Genomic DNA, 24,531 nt, shown 5'->3' with positions numbered 1-24,531 from the left:
ATACGGCACTCCCGACAGTTGATCGTGCCCGGCGCGGCGGACGGGGAACCGTCCGGGGTGGCGCTGTGCGATGGAGGACGCGACCGGACACCGGATCGCTGCATTCCGCCGGAAACGCGCTTACGGGACTTTCCGCCGCGCCACAGGGCTCTCAGTGGCAGAGCTTCGCCTCGTGCTCCGCGTGCCCGACCGGCTCCAGCTGGAAGGTGCAGTGCTCCACGTCGAAGTGGTCGCCGAGGCAGCCCTGGAGCTCGTGGAGCATCTTCTCGTGACCGATCGCACTCAGCACGTCCGAGCGCACCACCACGTGCGCGGACAGCACCGGCATCCCGGAGGTGATCGTCCAGGCGTGCAGGTCGTGGACGTCCTGGACACCGTCGAGGGCCAGTATGTGGGCCCGTACGTCGTCCATGTCGACGTTCTTCGGGGCCGCCTCCAGCAGGACGTCGAGGGTCTCCCGCAGCAGCTTCCAGGTGCGCGGCACGATCATCAGGCCGATCACGAGGGAGGCGATCGGGTCGGCGGCCTGCCAGCCGGTGGTCAGGATCACCACCGCGGAGACGATCACCGCGAGCGAGCCCAGCGCGTCCGCCGCGACCTCCAGGAAGGCACCCCGCACGTTCAGGCTCTCCGCCTGTCCGCGCACCAGCAGCGACAGCGAGATCATGTTCGCGACCAGGCCGATGGCGCCGAACACGATGGTCAGCCCGCCCTCGGTGCCGGCGGGCGTGATGAACCGCTGGATCGCCTCGTAGAGGACATAGCCGCCGACGCCGAGCAGCAGCAGACAGTTGGCGAGGGCGGCGAGGATCTCCGCGCGGGCGTAACCGAAGGTGCGCTTCCCGCTCGGCGGGAGGCTCGCGAAGTGGATCGCCATCAGGGCCATGCCGAGGCCGAGCGCGTCCGTCGCCATGTGCGCCGCGTCCGCGACCAGGGCGAGGGAGTCGGCCATGACACCACCGACGATCTCGACCACCATGACGGCGAGCGTGATCGACAGCGCGACCCGCAGCCTGCCGCGGTACGCCGCGGTCGCCGTACCGCCGGCCGGCGCATGCGCATGCGCGTGATCGTGCCCAGCCCCCATGGAAGCCGCCTCCTACGTGTTGACCCGGAGCAGCCCGCCCGGGATCACAGTGAACTACGGGTGGGGGGTATGGGGCAACGCGGCACTGAACACCGTTGTCATGTGCCCTGACCTGCGGAAACGATCCGCAGGTCAGAACACTCCCGGTTCACTTGGCGTGGTGCAGCCGCCAGCCCTGCCACGCCGACTCGATCATCTCGCGCACCCCGCGGCGCGCGGTCCAGCCGAGCTCCTCGGCGGCCCGGGCGGCCGAGGCCACCGAGACCGGGGCGTCGCCGGGGCGCCGGGGCTCCACGACGGCGGGCCGCCGGTCGCCGGTGACCTCGCCGATGACGGTGACCATCTCGCGCACGGAGACGCCCTCGCCGCGGCCGATGTTGACGGTCAGGTCCCCGCTGCGGTCCCCGAGCCGTCGCGCGGCCGCCAGATGCGCCTCCGCCAGGTCGGCGACATGGATGTAGTCACGGATGCAGGTGCCGTCCGGCGTCGGATAGTCGTCGCCGAAGATCCGCGGGGCCTCGTCGCGGGTGAGCCGGTCGAAGACCATCGGCACGATGTTGAAGACACCGGTGTCCGCCAGCTCCGGCGTGGCCGCGCCCGCCACGTTGAAGTAGCGCAGGCACACCGTCGAGATGCCGTGCGCCTGCCCCGCCGCCCGCACCAGCCACTCGCCGGTGAGCTTCGTCTCGCCGTAGGGGTTCACCGGACCGCACGGAGTGTCCTCTGTGATCAGCTCCACATCGGGGTTGCCGTAGACGGCGGCGGACGAGGAGAAGAGGAAGCGCTCGATCCCGGCCTCGGCGACGGCTTCGAGGAGGGTGGCCAGTCCGCCGACGTTCTCCTGGTAGTAGCGCGTCGGCTGGGCCACGGACTCGGCGACCTGCTTGCGCGCCGCCAGGTGCACCACCCCGGTCACCTCGTGCTCGGCGAACACCCGCTTCAGCAGAGCGGCGTCCAGTGACGAACCCCGCACCAGCGGCACGTCGGCCGGCAGTCGTGCGGGGAACCCGGCCGACAGATCGTCCAGCGCCAGGACGCGCTCCCCGGCGTCCGTCATGGCCCGCGCCACGTGGGCCCCTATGTATCCCGCTCCGCCTGTGATCAGCCATGTCATGGTCGCCCACCCTATGCCGAGGCGAGGGTGGGCCCCGCAATGTCCCAGATGCCCGGTCCGCCGGCCCGCGGTTTGTGGGCGAGGGCCGTGATCACCCATGATGATCGCGGCAAAGGCCGGGGGAGACGGCGTTGATCAGCCCGTTAACGGGCGGTGAACGCGGGCTTCCCGGCATCCGATAGCCTCTGCCGACATGCCGCCCGGGCGCGCCGAGCCACGCCGAGGGGCGCCCCCACCATGCAGATGACCGGCGCCCCGCGTCGGCACCCAGGGAGTGAGTTCGGTTGTCGACCGCCATCCTCACCGGTCAGCCGGTCCCCGGATCGTCGATCGAGGGCGATCTGCGGTCGCTCGGCTTCGACGTCCGGGTCGCCTCGGACGCCGCCGACACCGAGACGCTCCTCGCCCAGGTCCCGGCCGACCAGCGGGTCGCCGTGGTCGACGCCCGCTTCGTGGGCCATCCGCACGCCCTGCGCCTCGGCCTCACCGACCCCCGCTTCGAGCTCGCCGCGATCCCCGGCGCGGTCACCGCCCAGCCGGCCGGACGTCAGGCCCTGACCCGTGCGATGGCCCGGGAGAGCAGCGCCGTCGGCGGGACGACGGGTGGGGGTGCCCCGGCGCGAGCGAAGTCGAGCGTGGGGGACGTCGACAGCCTCGCCGACCGCATCGTCACCGCGCTGGACACCGAGCAGGCCGGTGTCCACCACCCGGAGCTCGGCAGCCTGGTCGCCGTCGTGCCCGCCGACCCGCAGGCCCGCAACGAGGCACGGCAGGCCGTCGCGGACGTCGACGACGAAGCCGTACGCCTGAAGTCGGCCGTGAAGTCCCGTGACGGCTTCTTCACCACGCACTTCATCAGCCCCTACTCCCGCTACATCGCCCGCTGGTGCGCCCGCCGGGGCCTGACCCCGAACCAGGTCACCACCGCCTCCCTGCTGACCGCCCTGATCGCGGCGGGCAGCGCGGCCACCGGCACCCGGGCCGGCTTCATCGCCGCCGGCGTCCTGCTGATCGCGTCCTTCGTCCTGGACTGCGTCGACGGCCAGATCGCCCGCTACTCCCTTCAGTACTCCACGCTCGGCGCCTGGCTCGACGCCACCTTCGACCGGGCCAAGGAGTACGCCTACTACGCCGGTCTCGCGCTGGGCGCGGCCCGCGGCGGCGACGACGTCTGGGCGCTGGCGCTCGGCGCGATGGTCCTGCAGACCTGCCGGCACGTCGTCGACTTCTCCTTCAACGAGGCGAACCACGACGCCACCGCCAACACCAGCCCCACGGCGGCCCTTTCGGACAAGCTGGACAGCGTCGGCTGGACGGTGTGGGTGCGGCGGATGATCGTGCTGCCGATCGGTGAGCGCTGGGCGATGATCGCGATCCTCACGGCGGCCACGACTCCTCGTATCACCTTCTACGCGCTGCTCATCGGCTGCGCCTTCGCGGCGACCTACACCACCGCGGGCCGGGTGCTGCGGTCGCTGACCCGCAAGGCCCAGCGCACGGACCGGGCGGCACAGGCCCTGGCGGACCTGACCGACAGCGGGGCGCTCGCCCAGGTGTTCGCGCGCGTTCTGCCGGGCCGGCTCCCAGCACCGGCGCCGCTCCTCGCCGCCATCGGTGCCGTATGTCTCGTGCTGGCGGCCTGGCTCGACGGGCCGGGCTGGTCGGTCGTCGTGTGCGCCGCCGTGTACGTCCTGCTGTCCGCCGACGCCGTCTCGCACCCCCTCAAGGGCGCCCTCGACTGGCTGATCCCGCCGATCTTCCGGGCCGCCGAATACGGCACCGTCCTGATCCTCGCGGCCGAATCGGACGTGAACGGAGCCCTTCCTGCGGCTTTCGGGCTGGTGGCCGCGGTCGCCTACCATCACTACGACACGGTGTACCGCATCCGCGGCAACGCCGGCGCGTCCCCGGCCTGGCTGGTGCGCGCCATCGGGGGGCACGAAGGGCGGACGCTGCTCGTCACCGTCCTGGCCGCCGCGCTCACCGCCTCGCAGTTCACGGTCGCGCTCACGGCTCTCGCCGTGGCCGTGGCCCTGGTGGTGCTCGTCGAGAGCATCCGCTTCTGGGTGTCCTCCGGGGCGCCCGCCGTACACGATGAAGGAGAACCCGCATGATCGGCCTCGTGCTGGCGGCCGGCGCCGGACGGCGTCTGCGCCCCTACACCGACAGCCTTCCCAAGGCTCTGGTGCCGGTGGGCCCCGCGGGCATAGAAGGCGAACCCACGGTTCTCGACCTCACCCTCGGCAACTTCGCCGAGATCGGGCTGACCGAGGTCGCGATCATCGTCGGCTACCGCAAGGAAGCCGTGTACGAGCGCAAGGCGGCGCTGGAGGCGAAGTACGGCCTCAAGCTCACCCTCATCGACAACGACAAGGCCGAGGAGTGGAACAACGCCTACTCCCTGTGGTGCGGACGTGACGCCCTCAAGGACGGCGTGATCCTCGCCAACGGCGACACCGTGCACCCGGTCTCCGTCGAGAAGACGCTCCTTGCTGCTCGTGGCGAGGGCAAGAAGATCATCCTCGCCCTGGACGCCGTGAAGTCCCTCGCGGACGAGGAGATGAAGGTCGTCGTGGACCCCGACGAGGGCGTCCAGAAGATCACCAAGCTGATGGACCCCGCCGAGGCCACCGGTGAGTACATCGGTGTCACCCTGATCGAGGGCGACGCCGCCGCCGACCTGGCCGACGCGCTGAAGACGGTCTGGGAGACCGACCCCCAGCAGTTCTACGAGCACGGCTACCAGGAGCTCGTGAACCGCGGCTTCCGGATCGACGTGGCGCCGATCGGCGACGTCAAGTGGGTCGAGATCGACAACCACGACGATCTCGCCCGTGGACGGGAGATCGCGTGCCTCTACTGACCCGGCTCATCCCCGCTCCGGTCGTCGTCGACATCCGCCCGGGTGCCCTCGACGACCTGGTGGGCGTCCTCGCCGACGAGCGCATCTCGCACTCCGGCAGGCTCGCCGTCGCCGTCAGCGGCGGCTCCGGCGCCAAGCTGCGCAAGCGGCTCGAACCCTCGCTGCCCGGCGCCACCTGGTACGAGGTCGGCGGCGGCACCCTCGACGACGCGGTCCGGCTGGCCGGCGACATAAAGGCCGGCCACTACGATGCGGTCGTGGGCCTCGGCGGCGGCAAGATCATCGACTGCGCCAAGTTCGCCGCGGCGCGCGTCGGTCTGCCGCTGGTCGCCGTACCGACGAACCTCGCGCACGACGGCCTGTGCTCCCCGGTCGCGACGCTCGACAACGACGCGGGCCGCGGCTCCTACGGTGTGCCGAACCCGATCGCGGTCGTCATCGACCTCGACGTCATCCACGAGGCCCCAGCGCGTTTCGTGCGCGCCGGCATCGGTGACGCCGTCTCCAACGTCTCCGCGATCGCGGACTGGGAGCTGGCCAACCGCGTCAAGGGCGAGAAGATCGACGGTCTGGCCGCCGCGATCGCCCGCCAGGCCGGCGAGGCCGTCCTCCGGCATCCCGGCGGCATAGGGGACACCGACTTCCTCCAGGTGCTCGCCGAGGCGCTCGTGCTCAGCGGTATCGCCATGTCGGTCTCGGGCGACTCCCGCCCGTCCTCCGGTGCCTGCCACGAGATCAACCACGCCTTCGACCTGCTGTTCCCCAAGCGCGCCGCCGCCCACGGCGAGCAGTGCGGCCTGGGCGCGGCCTTCGCGATGTTCCTGCGGGGTGCCCACGAGGAGTCGGCGTACATGGCCTCGGTGCTGCGCCGGCACGGACTGCCGGTGCTGCCGGAGGAGATCGGCTTCACCGTGGACGAGTTCGTCCGCGCGGTGGAGTTCGCTCCGGAGACCCGGCCCGGCCGGTACACGATCCTCGAACACCTCGACCTCAAGCCCGACCAGATCAAGGATCTCTACGTCGACTATGTCAAGACCATCGGTAGCTGAACTCCGTCCGGTCGTGCACCCCGCAGGGGTCAAGGACCGGCGCAGCGGTGAGCACTGGATGGGGCGCCTCTACATGCGCGAGGTGTCCCTGCGGGTGGACCGCTACCTGGTCAACACCAGGGTCACGCCCAACCAGCTCACGTACCTGATGACCGTCTTCGGCGTCCTGGCGGCCCCGGCACTTCTCGTGCCGGGGATCCCGGGGGCCGTGCTCGGTGTGGTCTGTGTGCAGATGTATCTGCTGCTGGACTGCGTCGACGGCGAGATCGCCCGCTGGAAGAAGCAGTACTCGCTCAACGGCGTCTACCTGGACCGGGTCGGCGCCTACCTCACCGATGCCGCCGTGCTCGTCGGCTTCGGTCTGCGCGCCGCCGACCTGTGGGGCACCGGCCGGATCGACTGGCTGTGGGCCTTCCTGGGCACCCTGGCCGCGCTCGGCGCCATCCTGATCAAGGCGGAGACCGACCTCGTCGGTGTCGCCCGGCACCAGGCCGGCAAGCCGCCGGTCCAGGAGTCGGCGTCCGAGATGCGCTCCTCCGGCATGGCGCTGGCCCGCAAGGCCGCCGCGCTGCTGAAGTTCCACCGGCTGATCCTCGGCATCGAGGCGTCCCTGCTGATCCTGGTCCTGGCGATCGTCGACCAGATGCGCGGCGACCTCTTCTGGTCCCGGCTCGGCGTCGCGGTCCTGGCCGGTATCGCGCTGCTCCAGACCCTGCTGCACCTCGTGTCCATCCTCGCCTCCAGCAGGCTGAAGTGAGCGGCATGAAGGTCGGCGCGGTCATCATCACCATGGGCAACCGCCCCGACGAGCTGCGGGCTCTGCTCGACTCGGTCGCCAAGCAGGACGGCGACCGCGTCGAGGTGGCCGTCGTCGGCAACGGCTCGCCCGTCCCCGAGGTCCCCGAGGGCGTCCGCACGGTCGAGCTGCCCGAGAACCTCGGCATCCCCGGCGGCCGCAACGTCGGCATCGAGGCCTTCGGCCCCAGCGGCCGCGATGTCGACATATTGCTCTTCCTCGACGACGACGGCCTGCTCGCCAACCACGACACCGCAGAGCTGTGCCGCCAGGCCTTCGAGGCCGACCCCGAGCTCGGCATCATCAGCTTCCGCATCGCCGACCCGGACACCGGTCAGACCCAGCGCCGCCACGTCCCCCGACTGCGCGCCGCCGACCCGATGCGCTCCTCCCGGGTCACCACCTTCCTCGGCGGCGCCAACGCCGTACGGACGAAGGTCTTCGCCGAAGTCGGCGGGCTCCCGGACGAATTCTTCTACGCCCATGAGGAAACCGACCTGGCATGGCGGGCTCTCGACGCGGGCTGGATGATCGACTACCGGTCCGACATGGTGCTGTACCACCCCACGACCGCGCCCTCACGGCACGCGGTCTACCACCGCATGGTCGCCCGCAACCGGGTCTGGCTCGCCCGCCGCAACCTCCCCGCCCTCCTGGTCCCGGTCTACCTCGGGGTCTGGATGCTGCTCACGCTGGCGCGCCGCCCCTCGCGGCCCGCGCTGAAGGCGTGGTTCGGCGGGTTCCGGGAGGGCTGGAGCACCGCGTGCGGCCCCCGCCGGCCGATGAAGTGGCGTACGGTGTGGCGGCTGACCCGACTGGGCCGGCCCCCGGTCATCTGACAAGCTCGAAACCGAGCGCACCACCGGGCCCGACCCAGGACCCCGGTTCATGCCCCCAGCCCGCACAGGCTGCGCATCTCGAGGACGAAAGTTTCCACTGGTGAGTGAGACAACGCATGACGGCGGAGTCACGGTGACCGCGCCTCCGTCGCCCGACGAGGGCCTCACGGCGGCACAGCTCGCCGACAAGTACGGGCTGTCCGTGAGCGGCGCCCGCCCCTCGCTCGTCGAGTACGTCCGCCAGCTCTGGGACCGCCGTCACTTCATCCTCGCGTTCTCGCGGGCGAAGCTGACCGCCCAGTACAGCCAGGCCAAGCTCGGCCAGCTGTGGCAGGTGGCCACGCCGCTGCTCAACGCGCTGGTGTACTTCTTCATCTTCGGTCTGCTGCTGGGCGCCCGGAAGGGCATCCCGCACGACATCTACGTGCCGTTCCTGGTCACGGGCGTCTTCGTCTTCACCTTCACGCAGAGCTCGGTCCTCGCCGGCGTCCGTGCCATCTCCGGCAACCTCGGCCTGGTCCGCGCCCTGCACTTCCCGCGCGCCTCGCTGCCGATCTCCTTCGCCCTCCAGCAGCTCCAGCAGCTGCTGTACTCGATGATCGTGCTGGTCGTGGTCATGGTGGCGTTCGGCAGCTACCCCAGCCTGTCCTGGCTGCTGGTGCTGCCCGCGCTGTTCCTGCACTTCGTCTTCAACACCGGGCTCGCGCTGATCTTCGCCCGCATGGGCAGCAAGACCCCCGACCTGGCCCAGCTGATGCCGTTCGTGCTGCGTACCTGGATGTACGCCTCGGGCGTCATGTTCAGCATCCCGGCGATGCTCGCCGACAAGGACATGCCGGGCTGGGTCACCGAGGTCCTGCAGTGGAACCCCGCCGCGATCTACATGGACCTGGTCCGCTTCGCGATGATCGACGGATACGGCTCCGAGTACCTGCCCCCGCACGTGTGGCTCTTCGCCCTCGGCTGGGCGCTGCTCGCCGGCGCGTTCGGGTTCGTCTACTTCTGGAAGGCCGAAGAGAGGTACGGCCGTGGCTGAGCAGCAGCGGGACCCCCGCCCCACCGTCATCGCGGACGACCTCCACATCGTCTACCGCGTGAACGGCGCCAAGTCCGGCAAGGGCAGCGCCACCGCCGCCCTGAGCCGCATCGTCAAGCGTGGCGAGGAGCGAGGCGTGCGCAAGGTGCACGCGGTGCGCGGTGTCTCCTTCGTCGCCTACCGCGGTGAGGCCATCGGCCTGATCGGCTCCAACGGCTCCGGCAAGTCGACCCTGCTGCGCGCGATCGCCGGGCTGCTGCCCGCCGAGAGCGGCAAGGTCTACACCGACGGCCAGCCCTCGCTGCTCGGCGTCAACGCGGCCCTGATGAACGACCTCACGGGTGAGCGGAACGTCATATTGGGCGGGCTCGCCATGGGCATGTCCCGGGAGCAGATCAAGGAGCGCTACCAGGAGATCGTCGACTTCTCCGGCATCAACGAGAAGGGCGACTTCATCACCCTCCCGATGCGCACCTACTCCTCCGGTATGGCGGCCCGTCTGCGCTTCTCCATCGCCGCGGCCAAGGACCACGACGTCCTGATGATCGACGAGGCGCTGGCCACCGGCGACCGCAAGTTCCAGAAGCGCTCCGAGGCGCGCATCCGCGAACTGCGCAAGGAAGCCGGCACGGTCTTCCTGGTCAGCCACAACAACAAGTCGATCCGTGACACCTGCGACCGGGTCCTGTGGCTGGAGCGCGGCGAGCTGCGCATGGACGGCCCGACCGAAGAGGTCCTCAAGGAGTACGAGAAGTTCACGGGCAAGTAGTCCACCCCGGCCTGGACGCTCCGGGCCACGACGCTTCGCAGGGCCCCGCCGGAACTGCTCCGGCGGGGCCCCGCGTCTGCAAAGGAAACGTCAACTTCGGTACGGCGTAGGAATCTTGAAGCCAATCGGTGTGTTGTTGTGATGTCCAGGACACCCAGACTCACCGCGTTGAGTTGTACAACGTAAGCTGTACCGGTCCCGAATCGCGGCAAGTGGGGCGATAATGCCCGACACCTTCCATCAGGACTGCTGCGCGGAAGGCCGGGCGGCGTGTCCGAAATAGTGTGTATTGGGTCGGCGGTGTAGAACGGGAGATGTGACGGCTATGGCTACGGAAACTCCCCAGCTCAACGCTTGTGCCGTCCTTGCTCCGGGCGGTCCGCGGTGACGGGAACCGACACGGCGCGCGTCCCGGATCCGGAGCGCGGCACGCTGGACAAGGCCGCGGGTGAGAACTTCCCCGTGGCCCCCTTCTTCCTGCCCCGGGCCTGGCGCGCCGATCTCATGGCGGTGTACGGCTTCGCCCGCCTTGTCGACGACATCGGCGACGGCGACCTCGCCCCCGGCGGCGCCGACGCCCGCCTGCTGGGCGTGCAGCCGGAGGACGCCGAGGACCGCCTGCTCCTGCTGGACGCCTTCGAGGCCGACCTGGAGCGGGTCTTCTCCGGAGAGCCCCGCCACCCCCTGCTGCGCCGCCTCCAGCCGACGGTCCGCCGCTGCTCGCTCACCCCCGAGCCCTTCCTCGGCCTGATCGCCGCCAACCGCCAGGACCAGCTGGTCAAGCGGTACGAGACGTACGACGATCTGCTCGCCTACTGCGAGCTGTCGGCCAACCCCGTGGGGCGTCTGGTCCTCGGGGTCACCGGCACCTCGACCCCCGAGCGGATCCGGCTGTCGGACGCGATCTGCACGGCCCTCCAGATCGTCGAACACCTCCAGGACGTCGCCGAGGACCTCGGCCGCGACCGCATCTACCTGCCCGCCGAGGACATGAAGCGGTTCCATGTCCAGGAGGCGGATCTCGCCACGAAGACCGCGGGCGCATCGGTGCGCGCACTGGTCGCGTACGAAGCACAACGCGCCCGCGGTCTCCTGAATGAAGGCGCCCCCCTGGTGGGTAGCGTCCACGGCAGGCTGAAGCTGCTGCTCGCGGGGTTCGTGGCGGGGGGAAGGGCGGCCATCCACGCGATCGCCGCCGCCGAATACGACGTACTTCCCGGCCCGCCCAAGCCCGGCAAGCTCCAGTTGCTGCGCGAAGTGGGCGTGACTCTGCGAGGAGAGGGGTGATCCGGACCGTGGAGGCCGAACCACACGTGTCCGCACCGGTACTCGCCGCCTACAGCTATTGCGAGGCCGTCACCGGACAGCAGGCCCGTAACTTCGCGTACGGCATCAGGCTCCTGCCGATGTCCAAGCGCCGTGCGATGTCCGCGCTCTACGCGTTCTCGCGCCGCGTGGACGACATCGGCGACGGCGCGCTGGACGACGACGTGAAGGCCGTCAGACTCGAGGACACCCGGGCGATGCTGGCCCGGGTCCGCGAGGGCGCGGTCGACGAGGACGACACCGACCCGGTCGCGGTCGCCCTCGCCCATGCCGCCGAGACCTTCCCGATCCCCCTGGGGGGCCTGGACGAGCTCATCGACGGCGTCCTGATGGACGTACGCGGCGAGACCTATGAGACCTGGGACGACCTGAAGGTCTACTGCCGCTGTGTCGCCGGCGCCATCGGGCGGCTCTCGCTCGGTGTGTTCGGTACGGAACCGGGGGCGCGCGGTGTCGAGCGCGCGCCGGAGTATGCCGACACGCTCGGTCTCGCGCTCCAGCTCACCAACATCCTGCGGGACGTCCGGGAGGACGCCGAGGGCGGGCGCATCTATCTGCCGGCCGACGATCTCGCGAAGTTCGGCTGCTCGGCCGGGTTCAGCGGGCCGATGCCACCGGAGGGCTCCGACTTCGCGGGTCTCGTGCACTTCGAGGTGCGCCGGGCCCGCGCCCTTTTCGCCGAGGGCTACCGGCTGCTCCCCATGCTCGACCGGCGCAGCGGCGCCTGTGTCGCCGCCATGGCCGGCATCTACCGCCGGCTCCTCGACCGCATCGAGCGCGACCCCCAGGCGGTGCTGCGCGGCCGGGTCTCGCTGCCCGGACGCGAGAAGGCGTACGTCGCCGTGCGCGGCCTCTCCGGCCTCGACGCCCGGCATGTGACGCGGCGGACCGTCAGGAGGCGCGCCTGATGGACAATTCGGTCCAAGGTGATGCCACCGGAGAAAAGTGGCACGCAACCCTCCGCTCAGGGAGCGCGTCCCTGACTGCAACGGTCGGCCGTGCACCGTTCACACACCACGGCGACCGGGCAGGGGAGGGCGCACGATGACCGACGGCAATCAGTCGGGGCGGGACGCGGTCGTGATCGGCGGCGGACTCGCCGGCATCACCGCGGCGCTCGCCCTCGCCGACGCGGGTGTCCGCGTCACCCTGCTCGAAGGCCGGCCGCGCCTGGGCGGGCTCGCCTTCTCCTTCCAGCGCGGCGAGCTGACCGTCGACAACGGACAGCACGTCTATCTGCGCTGCTGCACCGCCTACCGCTGGTTCCTCGACCGGATCGACGGGGCCGCGCTGGCGCCCCTGCAGAACCGTCTCGACGTGCCCGTGGTCGACGTCGACAAGCCCGAGGGACGGCGGCTCGGCAGGCTGCGGCGCGACGCGCTGCCGGTGCCCCTGCATCTGGGGCGCAGCCTCGCCACGTATCCGCATCTCTCGCTCGCCGAACGGGCGGGGGTGGGCCGGGCCGCGCTCGCGCTCAAGGGGCTCGACCTCGCCGATCCGGACCTGGACGCACAGAGCTTCGGCAGCTGGCTGACCGCGCACGGTCAGTCGGCGCGTGCCGTCGAGGCCCTGTGGGACCTGGTCGGGGTCGCCACCCTCAACGCGGTCGCGGGCGACGCCTCGCTGGGGCTCGCCGCGATGGTGTTCAAGACCGGTCTGCTGTCCGACCCGGGCGCGGCCGACATCGGATGGGCGCGCGTCCCGCTGGGTGAACTGCACGACCGGCTGGCCCGCAAGGCGCTCGACTCCGCGGGCGTGCGTACCGAGGTCCGTACACGCGTCACCTCCATCTCTACTGACGAGAACGGGACTTGGAGCGTTCAGGTTCCCGGCGAGACGCTGCGCGCGGACGCCGTCGTCCTCGCCGTACCCCAGCGCGAGACCTACGACCTGCTGCCGGACGGCGCCCTCGACGCCCCCGAGCAACTCCTCGCGATCGGCACCGCGCCGATCCTCAACGTGCACGTCGTGTACGACCGCAAGGTGCTGAACCGTCCCTTCTTCACCGCCCTCGGCACCCCGGTGCAGTGGGTGTTCGACCGCACCGACGCCTCCGGGCTCAAGGAAGGGCAGTACCTGGCCCTGTCCCAGTCCGCCGCGCAGGACGAGATCGACGAGCCGGTCGCCGTGCTGCGCGAGCGCTATCTGCCGGAGCTGGAGCGGCTGCTGCCCGGCGCGCGCGGTGCCGAGGTGCGGGACTTCTTCGTGACCAGGGAGCGGACGGCGACGTTCGATCCCGCCCCCGGCGTCGGACGACTGCGGCCCGGCGCCCGCACCAGAGCCCCCGGCCTGTACCTGGCCGGTGCGTGGACCGCCACAGGGTGGCCCGCGACCATGGAGAGTGCGGTCCGCAGTGGTGTGAGCGCGGCGGACGCCGCGCTGAGCGCCCTGGGCCGGCCCCGCCCCAGCCACCTCTTCGACGTAGAGGAGGCGGCCTGATGCTCGATCAGCACGCGGCAGGCCCCCGCACCCCCGGTACCGCAACAAGAGGAGAGACTGTGCCCACTGTGCCCCCGGCCTCGACGGCTGCCGAGGCGGTGGACGTGACCGCGCTGCTGGAGCGTGGCCGGACCCTGGCCACTCCGGTGCTGCGGGCGGCGATCGACCGCCTGGCCGCGCCCATGGACACCGTTTCCGCCTACCACTTCGGCTGGATCGACGCCGAGGGCAACCCGACGGCCGGCGACGGCGGCAAGGCCGTGCGCCCCGCGCTCGCCGTGCTGTCCGCCGAGGTCACCGGTGCCGCGCCCGAGGTCGGTATCCCCGGCGCCGTCGCCGTGGAACTGGTCCACAACTTCTCGCTGCTGCACGACGACCTGATGGACGGCGACGAGCAGCGCCGCCACCGCGACACGGTCTGGAAGGTGCACGGCCCCGCCCAGGCCATCCTCGTCGGCGACGCCCTGTTCGCGCTGGCCAACGAGGTGCTCCTCGAACTCGGCACCGTCGAGGCGGGCCGCGCCACCCGGCGCCTGACCGCCGCCACCCGCGCCCTCATCGACGGACAGGCCCAGGACATCTCCTACGAGCACCGCGACCGCGTCAGCGTCGAGGAGTGCCTGGAGATGGAGGGCAACAAGACCGGCGCCCTGCTGGCCTGCGCCAGCTCCATCGGCGCCGTGCTCGGCGGCGCGGACGACCGCACCGCCGACACCCTGGAGCGCTACGGCTACCACCTCGGCCTCGCCTTCCAGGCCGTCGACGACCTGCTCGGCATCTGGGGCGACCCGGTCTCCACCGGCAAGCAGACCTGGAGCGATCTGCGCCAGCGCAAGAAGTCCCTGCCGGTGGTGGCCGCGCTCGCGGCGGGCGGCTCCGCCTCCGACCGGCTCGGCGAGATCCTCGCCGCGGACGCCAAGAGCAGCGACTTCGAGAACTTCTCCGAGGAGGAGTTCGCGGCCCGCGCCGCCCTCATCGAGGAGGCCGGCGGCCGGGACTGGACGGCCGGAGAGGCCCGCCGACAGCACACCATCGCCGTCGAGGCGCTCGACGCCGTCGACATGCCCGACCGGGTGCGGGCCCAGTTCACCGCGCTCGCCGACTTCGTCGTCGTACGAAAGAGATGATCACTATCGGTCGAATAGCCCTCGCGTAGTCGCCGGCCGGTGTCGCGGGAAACCGAGCACCGGCCGACGGCGGACCCACAGCAGAGCACCACATGCACACTGCACGAAGGGGAAGCCATGACAGCGACGACCGACGGAAGCACCGGGGCCCTGCCGCCCCGCGCTGCCGCGGCCAGCGAAACCGACATCGAGACCCCCGCGGCGGCCGGGGTACAAGAAGCCGCCGTACGCGCCGTGCAACGCGCCACGGAGTACCTGCTCGCACGGCAGGACGCACAGGGTTGGTGGAAGGGCGACCTGGAGACCAACGTCACCATGGACGCCGAGGACCTGCTGCTCCGCCAGTTCCTGGGAATCCGCGACGAGGCCACCACCCGCGCGGCCGGCCTCTTCATCCGCGGCGAGCAGCGCGAGGACGGCACCTGGGCCTCCTTCTACGGCGGACCCGGCGAACTCTCCACCACCATCGAGGCGTACGTCGCCCTCCGCCTGGCCGGTGACGCACCCGACGCGCCGCACATGGCGAGGGCGTCGGAGTGGATCCGCGCACAGGGCGGTATCGCCGCCGCCCGCGTCTTCACCCGGATCTGGCTCGCCCTGTTCGGCTGGTGGAAGTGGGAGGACCTGCCCGAACTCCCGCCCGAGCTGATCTACTTCCCGACGTGGGTGCCGCTCAACATCTACGACTTCGGCTGCTGGGCCCGGCAGACCATCGTCCCGCTGACGATCGTCTCCGCGAAGCGGCCGGTACGGCCCGCGCCCTTCCCGCTCGACGAGCTGCACACCGACCCGGCGAACCCCAACCCGGCCAAGCCCCTCGCCCCGGCGGTGAGTTGGGACGGGGCCTTCCAGCGTCTGGACAAGGCGCTGCACCAGGTGCGCAAGGTCGTGCCGCGCCGGCTGCGCAAGGCGGCCATGAACACCGCCGCCCGCTGGATCATCGAGCGGCAGGAGAACGACGGCTGCTGGGGCGGTATCCAGCCGCCGGCCGTCTACTCGGTCATCGCCCTCCATCTGGTCGGCTACGACCTCGAACACCCGGTCATCCGGGCGGGGCTGGAGTCGCTGGACCGTTTCGCCGTATGGCGCGAGGACGGGGCCCGGATGATCGAGGCCTGCCAGTCGCCGGTGTGGGACACCTGTCTCGCCACCATCGCGCTCGCCGACGCCGGAGTGCCCGCCGACCATCCGCAGCTCGTCAAGGCCGCGGACTGGATGCTCGGCGAGGAGGTCGTCCGGCCCGGGGACTGGGCCGTCAAGCGGCCCCAACTGCCGCCGGGCGGCTGGGCGTTCGAGTTCCACAACGACAACTACCCCGACATCGACGACACCGCGGAGGTCGTCCTCGCCCTGCGCCGCGTCCGGCACCACGACCCGGACCGGGTGGAGAACGCGATCGGGCGCGGGGTGCGCTGGAACCTCGGCATGCAGTCGAAGAACGGCGCCTGGGGCGCCTTCGACGTCGACAACACCAGCCCGTTCCCCAACCGGCTGCCGTTCTGCGACTTCGGTGAGGTCATCGACCCGCCGTCCGCCGACGTCACCGCGCATGTGGTGGAGATGCTGGCCGTCGAGGGGCTCGCGCACGACCCGCGCACCCGGCGCGGCATCGAGTGGCTGCTCGCCGAACAGGAGCAGGACGGCTCGTGGTTCGGGCGCTGGGGCGTCAACTACGTCTACGGCACCGGGTCGGTGGTGCCCGCGCTCACCGCCGCCGGCATCCCCGCCGCGCACCCGGCCATCCGCAGGGCCGTGCGCTGGCTGGAGTCCGTCCAGAACGACGACGGAGGCTGGGGCGAGGACCTGCGCTCCTACAAGGAGGCCAAGACCTGGAGCGGCCGCGGGGCCTCGACCGCCTCGCAGACGGCCTGGGCGCTCATGGCACTGCTGGCCGCCGGCGAGAAGGACTCCAAGGCGGTCGAGCGGGGCATCGAGTGGCTCGCGGCCACCCAGCGGGAGGACGGCTCCTGGGACGAGCCCTACTTCACCGGCACCGGCTTCCCGTGGGACTTCTCCATCAACTACCACCTCTACCGGCAGGTCTTCCCGCTCACGGCACTGGGCCGGTACGTCCACGGAGAGCCGTTCGCCAAGGCGGGGGAGGCGTGAGATGACCACCCGGCCGGCCTCCGCACCGCTGCTGATCGCCTGCGCGCTCGGCATCGAGCACCTCGCCCTGCGCAGCGGCGACCGCTCCGGCGCCGACGGGCCGGTCACCATGCTCCGTACCGGCATGGGCCCCAAGGCGGCCGAGCGGGCCGTCACCCGCGCCCTCATCGATCCCGCGCTCGCCGACGCCGCGGTACTGGCCACCGGCTTCTGCGCGGGCCTCGCCCCCGGCATGCACCCCGGCGATCTCGTCGTCGCCGAGGAGACCCGGGATCCGGACGGAACCGTTCCCTGCGTCGGGACCGACCTACTCGTCAAGGAGCTCGTCAGGGCGGTCCCCGGAAGCACCGTCCACACCGGACCGCTCACCGGCTCCGATCACGTCGTCCGCGGTCACGAACGCTCCGACCTCCTCGCGACCGGCGCGATCGCGGTCGACATGGAATCCGCGGCCACGCTCCACAGCGCCGTGCGTGGCGGAGCACGCCCCGTTGCGGCCGTCCGGGTGGTCGTGGACGCTCCAGAACATGAACTCGTCCGGATCGGCACGGTGCGCGGTGGAATATCAGCTTTCCGCGTCCTTCGTTCCGTCCTTCCCGCTTTCTATGAATGGCACCGTTCCTTGCTGCTCCCCAGGAGGTGAGCCAGATGGCCATGCCGCTGCGTCAGTCCATCAAGGTCGCTACATACTTGGCCGAACAGAAGCTCCGCAAGCGGGACAAGTTCCCGCTCATCGTGGAACTGGAACCCCTCTTCGCGTGCAACCTCAAGTGCGAGGGCTGCGGCAAGATCCAGCACCCGGCAGGCGTGCTGAAGCAGCGTATGCCGGTGGCGCAGGCCGTCGGAGCGGTGCTGGAGTCCGGTGCTCCGATGGTGTCCATCGCCGGCGGTGAGCCGCTGATGCATCCTCAGATCGACGAGATCGTGCGGCAGTTGGTGGCGAAGAAGAAGTACGTCTTCCTCTGTACCAACGCCATGCTGCTGCGCAAGAAGATCGACAAGTTCAAGCCCTCGCCCTACTTCGCCTTCGCCGTGCACATCGACGGACTGCGCGAGCGGCACGACGAGTCGGTGGCGAAGGAGGGGGTGTTCGACGAGGCCGTCGAGGCGATCAAGGAGGCCAAGAAGCGCGGCTTCCGGGTCACCACCAACTCGACCTTCTTCAACACCGACACCCCGCAGACCATCATCGAGGTGCTCAACTTCCTCAACGACGACCTCAAGGTCGACGAGATGATGATCTCGCCCGCCTACGCCTACGAGAAGGCGCCCGACCAGGAGCACTTCCTGGGCGTGGAGCAGACCCGCGAGCTGTTCAAGAAGGCCTTCGCCGGCGGGAACCGCCGCAAGTGGCGGCTCAACCACTCACCGCTCTTCCTGGACTTCCTGGAGGGCAAGGTCGACTTCCCGTGCACCGCCTGGGCGATCCCCAACTACTCCCTGTTCGGCTGGCAGCGGCCCTGCTACCTGATGAGCGACGGCTACGTGCCGACGTACCGCGAACTCATCGAGGAGACCGACTGGGACAAGTACGGCCGCGGCAAGGACCCGCGCTGCGCCAACTGCATGGCGCACTGCGGCTACGAGCCCACCGCCGTCCTCGCCACCATGGGCTCGCTGAAGGAGTCGCTGCGCGCGATGCGCGAGACGGTCTCCGGAAACCGGGAGTGAGGACATGACCGCCGTCTCCTTGGGAGTCCCCGAGGTACCGGTCCGGCCGATCGCCGAGCGGCGTGTGTCGCGGCGGATCCAGGTCGGGCCGGTGGCGGTCGGGGGCGGGGCACCGGTGTCGGTGCAGTCGATGACGACGACCCGTACGTCCGACATCGGCGCCACCCTGCAGCAGATCGCGGAACTCACCGCGTCCGGCTGCCAGATCGTCCGCGTCGCCTGCCCCACGCAGGACGACGCGGACGCCCTCGCGACCATCGCCCGCAAGTCGCAGATCCCGGTGATCGCGGACATCCACTTCCAGCCCAAGTACGTGTTCGCGGCGATCGAGGCCGGCTGCGCCGCCGTACGCGTGAATCCCGGCAACATCAAGCAGTTCGACGACAAGGTGAAGGAGATCGCGCGGGCCGCGAAGGACCACGGCACGCCGATCCGGATCGGGGTCAACGCCGGGTCGCTGGACCGGCGGCTGCTCCAGAAGTACGGGAAGGCGACTCCGGAGGCGCTCGTGGAGAGCGCCCTGTGGGAGGCGTCCCTCTTCGAGGAGCACGGCTTCCGGGACATCAAGATCTCCGTCAAGCACAACGATCCCGTGGTGATGGTGGGGGCCTACACCCTGCTCGCCGAGCAGTGCGACTATCCGTTGCATCTGGGGGTCACGGAGGCCGGTCCCGCCTTCCAGGGCACGATCAAGTCGGCGGTGGCCTTCGGGGCGCTCCTCAGCAGGGGCATCGGCGACACGATCAGGGTCTCGCTGTCCGCGCCGCCCGCCGAGGAGGTCAAGGTCGGCATCCAGATCCTGGAGTCGCTGAACCTCAGGCAGCGGCGCCTGGAGATCGTGTCGTGTCCGTCCTGCGGGCGCGCCCAGGTCGACGTCTACAAGCTGGCCGACGAGGTCACGGCGGGCCTGGAGGGCATGGAAGTGCCCCTGCGGGTCGCGGTGATGGGATGTGTGGTCAACGGTCCCGGCGAGGCACGGGAGGCCGACCTCGGGGTCGCCTCCGGCAACGGCAAGGGCCAGATCTTCGTCAAGGGCGAGGTCGTCAAGACCGTCCCCGAGTCGAAGATCGTGGAGACCCTCATCGAGGAGGCGATGAAGATCGCCGAACAGATGGAGCAGGACGGCGTCGCGTCGGGGGAGCCGGCCGTCACCGTGAGTTGAACAGCACGGACCGAAGGGGGCCCGACGTGACGATTCTGGAGAACATCCGGGGACCACGTGACCTGAAGGCGCTGTCCGAGACGGAACTCGGTGAACTGTCCGAAGAGATAAGGGAGTTCCTGGTGCATGCGGTCGCCAGGACCGGCGGACACCTCGGGCCCAATCTGGGGGTGGTGGAACTCTCCATCGCCCTCCACCGGGTCTTCGAGTCGCCGGTCGACCGCATTGTGTGGGACACCGGTCATCAGAGCTATGTGCACAAGATCTTGACGGGACGTCAGGACTTCTCGAAGCTGCGTGGCAAGGGCGGTCTGTCCGGCTACCCGTCGCGTGAGGAGTCCGAGCACGACATCGTGGAGAACAGCCACGCCTCCACCGCGCTCGGCTGGGCCGACGGGCTCGCCAAGGCCCGCCAGGTCCAGGGCGACAAGGGGCACGTGGTCGCCGTCATCGGCGACGGCGCCCTCACCGGCGGGATGGCCTGGGAGGCGCTGAACAACATCGCGGCCGCCAAGGACCGGCCTTTGATCATCGTCGTCAACGACAACGAGCGCTCGTACTCGCCGACCATCGGGGGCCTCGCCAACCACCTGGCCACCCTGCGCACGACCGACAGCTACGAGAAGGTCCTGGCCTGGGGGAAGGACGTACTGCTGCGGACCCCGGTCGTGGGCAACACGATCTACGAGTCCCTGCACGGCGCCAAGAAGGGCTTCAAGGACGCCTTCGCGCCGCAGGGCATGTTCGAGGACCTCGGCCTCAAGTACGTCGGCCCGATCGACGGGCACGACATCGGGGCCGTCGAGTCGGCGCTGCGGCGCGCGAAACGCTTCCACGGGCCGGTCCTCGTCCACTGTCTGACGGAGAAGGGCCGCGGTTACGAGCCCGCCCTCGCCCATGAGGAGGACCACTTCCACACCGTCGGGGTGATGGACCCGCTCACCTGCGAGCCGCTCGCACCCTCCAACGGGCCGTCCTGGACCTCGGTGTTCGGGGACGAGATCGTCGCGATCGGGGAGGAGCGCGAGGACGTCGTGGCGATCACGGCGGCCATGCTGCACCCGGTGGGGCTCGGCAAGTTCGCCGCGCGGTTCCCGGACCGGGTGTGGGACGTCGGCATCGCCGAGCAGCACGCGGCGGTCTCCGCGGCCGGGCTCGCCACCGGCGGGCTGCATCCTGTGGTCGCCGTGTACGCGACCTTCCTCAACCGTGCCTTCGACCAGCTCCTGATGGACGTCGCGCTGCACCGGTGCGGGGTGACGTTCGTGCTGGACCGGGCCGGAGTCACGGGTGTGGACGGGGCCTCGCACAACGGCATGTGGGACATGTCGATCCTCCAGGTCGTACCCGGCCTGCGGATCGCCGCGCCCCGCGACGCCGACCAGCTGCGCTCGCAGCTGCGGGAGGCGGTGGCGGTGGACGACGCGCCGACGCTCGTCCGCTTCCCGAAGGAGTCGGTGGGCCCGCGGATCCCCGCGGTGGACCGGGTGGGCGGCATGGACGTGCTGCACCGCGCGGAGCGGCCCGAGGTGCTTCTGGTGGCCGTCGGTGTGATGGCGCCCGTCTGTCTCCAGGCCGCCGAGCTGCTGGAGGCCCGCGAGATCGGCTGCACGGTCGTGGACCCCCGCTGGATCAAGCCCGTCGACCCGGCGCTGCCCGGCCTCGCCGCCGCGCACCGGCTGGTCGCCGTCGTCGAGGACAACAGCCGTGCGGCCGGGGTCGGTTCCGCGGTGGCGCTCGCCCTGGGCGATGCCGAGGTCGACGTACCGGTGCGGCGGTTCGGGATTCCGGAGCAGTTCCTCGCGCACGCCAAGCGCGGTGAGGTGCTCGCCGACATCGGGCTCACACCGGTGGAGGTCGCCGGACGCATCAGCGCGAGCCTGGCGGTCAAGGAGGCCGAGGCGACGCTGGCCGCCAAGGAGGCCGAGGGAACGTCGGCCGTCGGCGAGCAGGCCGGCGGCCCCGTCAGGGAGAAGGCTGAATGACCACCGAGTTCGACCTCGGCAGACTCCTCGCCGAGCGCGGAGCCGAGCGCTACGAGCTGCACACGAAGTACCTGAACCACCAGCTCCCGCGCATGCTGCACACCATCGGCTTCGACAAGGTCTACGAGCGGGGCGAGGGCGCCTACTTCTGGGACGCGGACGGCAACGACTACCTGGACATGCTCGCCGGGTTCGGGGTGATGGGCCTGGGCCGCCATCACCCCGTCGTCCGCAAGGCGCTGCACGACGTCCTCGACGCCGGACTCGCCGACCTCACCCGCTTCGACTGCCAGCCGCTGCCCGGGCTGCTGGCCGAGAAGCTCCTCGCGCACAGCCCGCACCTGGACCGGGTGTTCTTCGGCAACAGCGGTACCGAGGCCGTGGAGACCGCGCTGAAGTTCGCCCGGCGCGCCACCGGCAAGCCGCGGATCCTGTACTGCGACCACGCCTTCCACGGTCTGACCACGGGCTCGCTGTCGGTCAACGGAGAGGACGGCTTCCGGGACGGCTTCGCCCCGCTGCTGCCCGACACGGCCGTGCCCCTCGGCGATCTCGACGCGCTGGCCAGGGAGTTGAAGCAGGGCGATGTGGCCGCTCTCATCGTCGAGCCGATCCAGGGCAAGGGCGTCCACGAGGCCCCGCCCGGCTATCTGCGGGCCGCCCAGGAGTTGCTGCACCGGCACAAGGCGCTGCTCATCGCGGACGAGGTGCAGACGGGACTCGGGCGGACCGGCGACTTCTACGCCTACCAGCACGAGGACGGGGTCGAGCCGGACCTCGTCTGTGTGGCCAAGGCGCTCTCCGGCGGCTATGTGCCGGTCGGCGCCACGCTCGGCAAGGACTGGATCTTCAAGAAGGTCTTCTCGTCCATCGACCGCGTCCTGGTCCACTCGGCGAGCTTCGGGTCCAACGCGCAGGCCATGGCGGCCGGGCTGGCCGTGCTGTCCGTCATGGAGAACGAGCAGATCACCGCGAACGCCCGCGCCACCGGTGAACTGCTCAAGAACCGGCTCGCGGCCCTGGTCGACAAGTACGAGCTGCTCGCCGACGTCCGCGGCCGGGGTCTGATGGTCGGCATCGAGTTCGGCCGGCCCAAGTCCCTCGGTCTGCGCAGCCGTTGGACCATGCTCCAGGCCGCCCGCAAGGGGCTGTTCGCGCAGATGGTCGTCGTACCGCTGCTCCAGCGGCACCGGATCCTCACCCAGGTCTCTGGCGACCACCTGGAGGTGATCAAGCTGATCCCGCCGCTGACCGTCGGGGAGCGCGAGGTGGACCGGTTCGTCGACGCCTTCACGGACGTCATGGACGACGCGCACGGCGGGGGCGGGCTGATGTGGGACTTCGGGAAGACGCTGGTCAAGCAGGCGGTGGCCAACCGGTAGCCGGTGCGGTTCGCCTGCGGATTGCCTGCGGTTTGCCTCTGAGGCAAGAAAATTGCCCCGGAGGCAAATCTCCGGCTGAATGGAGAGCATGAGCTCTCCGGAAACCGAGCCGGCCGACGGTCTGCCCGTCGTCGCGCCGCAGCTGCGCGCGCTGCGGCGCCGCGCCTCCCTCACCCTGGAGGCCGCGGCCCGTGCCGCCGGGCTGTCGCCCGCCCATCTGTCCCGGCTGGAGACCGGGCAGCGCCAGCCCTCGCTGCCGATGCTGCTCGCGCTCGCCCGCATCTACGGTACGACCGTCTCGGAACTGCTGGGCGAGACGGTCACCGAACGCGACGCCGTCGTGCGCGCCGCCGACATGGAACCGACCGCCGCCGGCGGCTGGACCTACTGGCAGGCCGGATCGCCGGGGCGTGGCATGCAGGCGCTGCGTGTGCACGTCCCGCACGGCTCGCAGGGCGACATCGTGCGGATCCACCCCGGCGAGGAGTGGCTGTACGTCCTCGGCGGACGGCTGCGGCTGCGCCTCGGGGACAGCACCCACCTGCTCGCCGCGGGCGACAGCGCGCACTTCGACTCGCTGACCCCGCACCGCATCGCGGCCCAGGACCCCGACGGGGTCGAGCTGCTCTTCGTCCACACCCTGTTGCAGAGCCCCACGGCCACGCTGTGCCTGGGCCCCACCCCTGGAGAGACGCCATGAAGGACATGGAGGAGAAGTTCCCGCGCGGCATCTGGGTGCGGCTGATCATCTACATCGCGGTGGGGCACCTCTTCGCGGCCTTCATCTACCTGCTGTTCGAGCTCGGCGCCCAGCAGTAGACCCGGCGGGCCCTCAGTCCAGGAGCCGCTCGCGCAGCCGCTCCCGGAGCTCCGGGGTGAGACCCAGCCCCTGCTCCAGATAGGCGTCGACGCTGCCCCAGGTCTCCTCGATCGTCTCGAACGCGGCCTGGAGATACTCGGCACGCGCGTCGAAGAGGGGGCCGAGCAGCTCCATCACCTCGGGGGAGTAGGCGGCGGTGGACTTGCTGCTGCGGTGCACCTTGTAGCGGCGGTGCTTGGCGTTCGACTCCAGGTAGTCCGCGAGGATCGCCTCCCGCTCCACGCCGAGGGCGAGCAGCGTCACGGCGATGGACAGGCCCGCACGGTCCTTGCCCGCGGCGCAGTGCATCAGCGCGGGGACGCTCTCCTCGGCGAGGGAGTGCAGGACGCGGGAGTGCTCGGCGGTGCGCTCCTTCACGATCTTGCGGTACGAGGCGATCATCCGGTTCGCCGCCTTGTCGTCGCCGAGGATCTCGCGCAGCTGCTCTATCTCGCCGTCCCGGACCATCTTCCAGAACTCCGAGCCGTCCGCCGGGTCGCTCAGCGGGAGGTTCACATTGCGCACGCCCGGCAGCTCGACGTCGGGGCCCTCCAGCTTCTGGTCCGACGTGTTGCGGAAGTCGAAGATCGTGTGCAGCCCGAGGGAGGAGAGGAACGCCGCGTCCTCGTCGGTCGCGTGCGCCAGGTGACCGCTGCGGAACAGCACCCCGTACCGCACCCGCCGTCCGTCCACCGTCGGCAGACCGCCGACGTCCCGGAAGTTGCGGACACCGACCAGCTCTGGCTCGGTCGACGGGATCTGCTGCGTCACGGGGGCTCCTCCCGGCCGGTCCCGCCGCCACGGCTCGTCGGCGGGCACTTCCTCGACGATACGACATCGGTTCCTGGGGCAATCAGTTGTCCACAGGCGTTGCACCCAGGGCTCGTGGCCATTGATGATGTTGGCACTTGAGCGCAC

Annotated in this window: 23 protein-coding genes; 20 read left to right on the top strand and 3 right to left on the bottom strand. The window is 70.4% G+C overall.

Annotated elements, in window-relative coordinates:
• Positions 1–151 precede the first annotated feature (151 nt).
• Both ACFY0U_RS18820 and galE read right to left on the bottom strand, forming a co-directional pair.
• Positions 152–1,087, bottom strand: a complete 936-nt coding sequence (locus tag ACFY0U_RS18820) for a cation diffusion facilitator family transporter (protein WP_388636632.1) — start codon at positions 1,085–1,087, stop codon at positions 152–154.
• A 148-nt stretch (positions 1,088–1,235) separates the two neighbouring features.
• On the bottom strand, positions 1,236–2,201 hold the full coding sequence (gene galE, locus ACFY0U_RS18815) for a UDP-glucose 4-epimerase GalE (RefSeq protein WP_388636630.1): 966 nt from the start codon (positions 2,199–2,201) through the stop codon (positions 1,236–1,238).
• A gap of 284 nt (positions 2,202–2,485) precedes the next feature.
• On the opposite strand from galE, the gene ACFY0U_RS18810 reads away from it, so the two are divergent.
• The 20 genes from ACFY0U_RS18810 to ACFY0U_RS18715 all read left to right on the top strand — a co-directional run bounded on the left by ACFY0U_RS18810 (position 2,486) and on the right by ACFY0U_RS18715 (position 23,573).
• Positions 2,486–4,315, top strand: a complete 1,830-nt coding sequence (locus ACFY0U_RS18810) for a DUF5941 domain-containing protein (protein ID WP_388636628.1) — start codon at positions 2,486–2,488, stop codon at positions 4,313–4,315.
• Complete coding sequence (locus ACFY0U_RS18805) at positions 4,312–5,064, top strand: sugar phosphate nucleotidyltransferase (RefSeq protein ID WP_388636626.1); 753 nt, start codon at positions 4,312–4,314, stop codon at positions 5,062–5,064. The genes ACFY0U_RS18810 and ACFY0U_RS18805 overlap by 4 nt, the downstream gene beginning before the upstream one ends.
• Positions 5,052–6,113 (top strand): iron-containing alcohol dehydrogenase family protein, encoded by a 1,062-nt coding sequence (locus ACFY0U_RS18800; protein ID WP_388636624.1) that lies wholly within the window; start codon positions 5,052–5,054, stop codon positions 6,111–6,113. The genes ACFY0U_RS18805 and ACFY0U_RS18800 overlap by 13 nt, the downstream gene beginning before the upstream one ends.
• Positions 6,091–6,870, top strand: a complete 780-nt coding sequence (locus tag ACFY0U_RS18795; RefSeq protein ID WP_388636622.1) for a CDP-alcohol phosphatidyltransferase family protein — start codon at positions 6,091–6,093, stop codon at positions 6,868–6,870. Before ACFY0U_RS18800 ends, ACFY0U_RS18795 begins: the two co-directional genes overlap by 23 nt.
• 5 nt (positions 6,871–6,875) lie before the next feature.
• The gene (locus ACFY0U_RS18790) at positions 6,876–7,748 is read left to right on the top strand and encodes a glycosyltransferase family 2 protein (protein ID WP_388637196.1); all 873 of its coding nucleotides are present in this window, start codon (positions 6,876–6,878) and stop codon (positions 7,746–7,748) included.
• Between the two features lie 100 nt (positions 7,749–7,848).
• The gene (locus ACFY0U_RS18785; protein ID WP_388636620.1) at positions 7,849–8,784 is read left to right on the top strand and encodes an ABC transporter permease; all 936 of its coding nucleotides are present in this window, start codon (positions 7,849–7,851) and stop codon (positions 8,782–8,784) included.
• Entirely contained in the window at positions 8,777–9,553 is a 777-nt protein-coding gene (locus ACFY0U_RS18780; RefSeq protein WP_353691367.1) for an ABC transporter ATP-binding protein, read from the top strand. The genes ACFY0U_RS18785 and ACFY0U_RS18780 overlap by 8 nt, the downstream gene beginning before the upstream one ends.
• 384 nt (positions 9,554–9,937) lie before the next feature.
• Positions 9,938–10,840, top strand: a complete 903-nt coding sequence (gene hpnC, locus ACFY0U_RS18775; RefSeq protein ID WP_388636618.1) for a squalene synthase HpnC — start codon at positions 9,938–9,940, stop codon at positions 10,838–10,840.
• On the top strand, positions 10,837–11,787 hold the full coding sequence (gene hpnD / locus ACFY0U_RS18770) for a presqualene diphosphate synthase HpnD (protein WP_388636616.1): 951 nt from the start codon (positions 10,837–10,839) through the stop codon (positions 11,785–11,787). The genes hpnC and hpnD overlap by 4 nt, the downstream gene beginning before the upstream one ends.
• The gene (locus ACFY0U_RS18765) at positions 11,787–11,927 is read left to right on the top strand and encodes a DUF6380 family protein (RefSeq protein ID WP_388636614.1); all 141 of its coding nucleotides are present in this window, start codon (positions 11,787–11,789) and stop codon (positions 11,925–11,927) included. The genes hpnD and ACFY0U_RS18765 overlap by 1 nt, the downstream gene beginning before the upstream one ends.
• Complete coding sequence (gene hpnE / locus ACFY0U_RS18760; protein WP_388636612.1) at positions 11,924–13,318, top strand: hydroxysqualene dehydroxylase HpnE; 1,395 nt, start codon at positions 11,924–11,926, stop codon at positions 13,316–13,318. Before ACFY0U_RS18765 ends, hpnE begins: the two co-directional genes overlap by 4 nt.
• A complete protein-coding gene (locus ACFY0U_RS18755; RefSeq protein WP_388636610.1) occupies positions 13,318–14,445 on the top strand; it encodes a polyprenyl synthetase family protein in 1,128 nt (375 codons plus the stop codon). The genes hpnE and ACFY0U_RS18755 overlap by 1 nt, the downstream gene beginning before the upstream one ends.
• Before the next feature lie 117 nt (positions 14,446–14,562).
• Complete coding sequence (gene shc, locus ACFY0U_RS18750) at positions 14,563–16,554, top strand: squalene--hopene cyclase (RefSeq protein WP_388636608.1); 1,992 nt, start codon at positions 14,563–14,565, stop codon at positions 16,552–16,554.
• 1 nt (position 16,555) lies between these two features.
• Positions 16,556–17,197 (top strand): 1-hydroxy-2-methyl-2-butenyl 4-diphosphate reductase, encoded by a 642-nt coding sequence (locus tag ACFY0U_RS18745; RefSeq protein WP_388636606.1) that lies wholly within the window; start codon positions 16,556–16,558, stop codon positions 17,195–17,197.
• 5 nt (positions 17,198–17,202) lie between these two features.
• Entirely contained in the window at positions 17,203–18,225 is a 1,023-nt protein-coding gene (gene hpnH / locus ACFY0U_RS18740) for an adenosyl-hopene transferase HpnH (protein ID WP_388636604.1), read from the top strand.
• A 4-nt stretch (positions 18,226–18,229) separates the two neighbouring features.
• Entirely contained in the window at positions 18,230–19,387 is a 1,158-nt protein-coding gene (ispG, locus tag ACFY0U_RS18735) for a flavodoxin-dependent (E)-4-hydroxy-3-methylbut-2-enyl-diphosphate synthase (RefSeq protein ID WP_388636602.1), read from the top strand.
• A 26-nt stretch (positions 19,388–19,413) separates the two neighbouring features.
• Positions 19,414–21,372, top strand: coding sequence for a 1-deoxy-D-xylulose-5-phosphate synthase (gene dxs, locus ACFY0U_RS18730; protein ID WP_388636600.1), 1,959 nt, complete (start codon positions 19,414–19,416; stop codon positions 21,370–21,372).
• Positions 21,369–22,754: an aspartate aminotransferase family protein gene (locus ACFY0U_RS18725; protein WP_388636598.1), complete on the top strand. Its 1,386-nt coding sequence runs from the start codon at positions 21,369–21,371 to the stop codon at positions 22,752–22,754. Before dxs ends, ACFY0U_RS18725 begins: the two co-directional genes overlap by 4 nt.
• A gap of 88 nt (positions 22,755–22,842) precedes the next feature.
• Entirely contained in the window at positions 22,843–23,454 is a 612-nt protein-coding gene (locus ACFY0U_RS18720) for a helix-turn-helix domain-containing protein (RefSeq protein ID WP_388636596.1), read from the top strand.
• The gene (locus tag ACFY0U_RS18715; protein ID WP_388636594.1) at positions 23,451–23,573 is read left to right on the top strand and encodes a DUF6126 family protein; all 123 of its coding nucleotides are present in this window, start codon (positions 23,451–23,453) and stop codon (positions 23,571–23,573) included. The genes ACFY0U_RS18720 and ACFY0U_RS18715 overlap by 4 nt, the downstream gene beginning before the upstream one ends.
• 13 nt (positions 23,574–23,586) lie before the next feature.
• Here ACFY0U_RS18715 and ACFY0U_RS18710 read toward each other — a convergent pair whose 3' ends face one another.
• A complete protein-coding gene (locus ACFY0U_RS18710) occupies positions 23,587–24,384 on the bottom strand; it encodes a tyrosine-protein phosphatase (RefSeq protein WP_388636592.1) in 798 nt (265 codons plus the stop codon).
• Positions 24,385–24,531: the final 147 nt, after the last annotated feature.

Source organism: Streptomyces sp. NPDC001536 (assembly GCF_042894505.1).
Lineage (GTDB): Bacteria > Actinomycetota > Actinomycetes > Streptomycetales > Streptomycetaceae > Streptomyces.
This window is presented reverse-complemented; position numbering and strand designations above follow the sequence as displayed.

Excerpts from the sequence above, each read along its gene's own strand:
- ACFY0U_RS18820 (WP_388636632.1), bottom strand. The coding sequence starts at position 1,087 with ATGGGGGCTGGGCACGATCACGCGCATGCGCATGCGCCGGCCGGCGGT.
- galE (WP_388636630.1), bottom strand. The coding sequence starts at position 2,201 with ATGACATGGCTGATCACAGGCGGAGCGGGATACATAGGGGCCCACGTG.
- ACFY0U_RS18805 (WP_388636626.1), top strand. The coding sequence starts at position 4,312 with ATGATCGGCCTCGTGCTGGCGGCCGGCGCCGGACGGCGTCTGCGCCCC.
- ACFY0U_RS18795 (WP_388636622.1), top strand. The coding sequence starts at position 6,091 with ATGTCAAGACCATCGGTAGCTGAACTCCGTCCGGTCGTGCACCCCGCA.
- ACFY0U_RS18790 (WP_388637196.1), top strand. The coding sequence starts at position 6,876 with ATGAAGGTCGGCGCGGTCATCATCACCATGGGCAACCGCCCCGACGAG.
- ACFY0U_RS18765 (WP_388636614.1), top strand. The coding sequence starts at position 11,787 with ATGGACAATTCGGTCCAAGGTGATGCCACCGGAGAAAAGTGGCACGCA.
- hpnE (WP_388636612.1), top strand. The coding sequence starts at position 11,924 with ATGACCGACGGCAATCAGTCGGGGCGGGACGCGGTCGTGATCGGCGGC.
- ACFY0U_RS18755 (WP_388636610.1), top strand. The coding sequence starts at position 13,318 with ATGCTCGATCAGCACGCGGCAGGCCCCCGCACCCCCGGTACCGCAACA.
- shc (WP_388636608.1), top strand. The coding sequence starts at position 14,563 with ATGACAGCGACGACCGACGGAAGCACCGGGGCCCTGCCGCCCCGCGCT.
- ACFY0U_RS18745 (WP_388636606.1), top strand. The coding sequence starts at position 16,556 with ATGACCACCCGGCCGGCCTCCGCACCGCTGCTGATCGCCTGCGCGCTC.
- hpnH (WP_388636604.1), top strand. The coding sequence starts at position 17,203 with ATGGCCATGCCGCTGCGTCAGTCCATCAAGGTCGCTACATACTTGGCC.
- ispG (WP_388636602.1), top strand. The coding sequence starts at position 18,230 with ATGACCGCCGTCTCCTTGGGAGTCCCCGAGGTACCGGTCCGGCCGATC.
- ACFY0U_RS18725 (WP_388636598.1), top strand. The coding sequence starts at position 21,369 with ATGACCACCGAGTTCGACCTCGGCAGACTCCTCGCCGAGCGCGGAGCC.
- ACFY0U_RS18720 (WP_388636596.1), top strand. The coding sequence starts at position 22,843 with ATGAGCTCTCCGGAAACCGAGCCGGCCGACGGTCTGCCCGTCGTCGCG.
- ACFY0U_RS18715 (WP_388636594.1), top strand. The coding sequence starts at position 23,451 with ATGAAGGACATGGAGGAGAAGTTCCCGCGCGGCATCTGGGTGCGGCTG.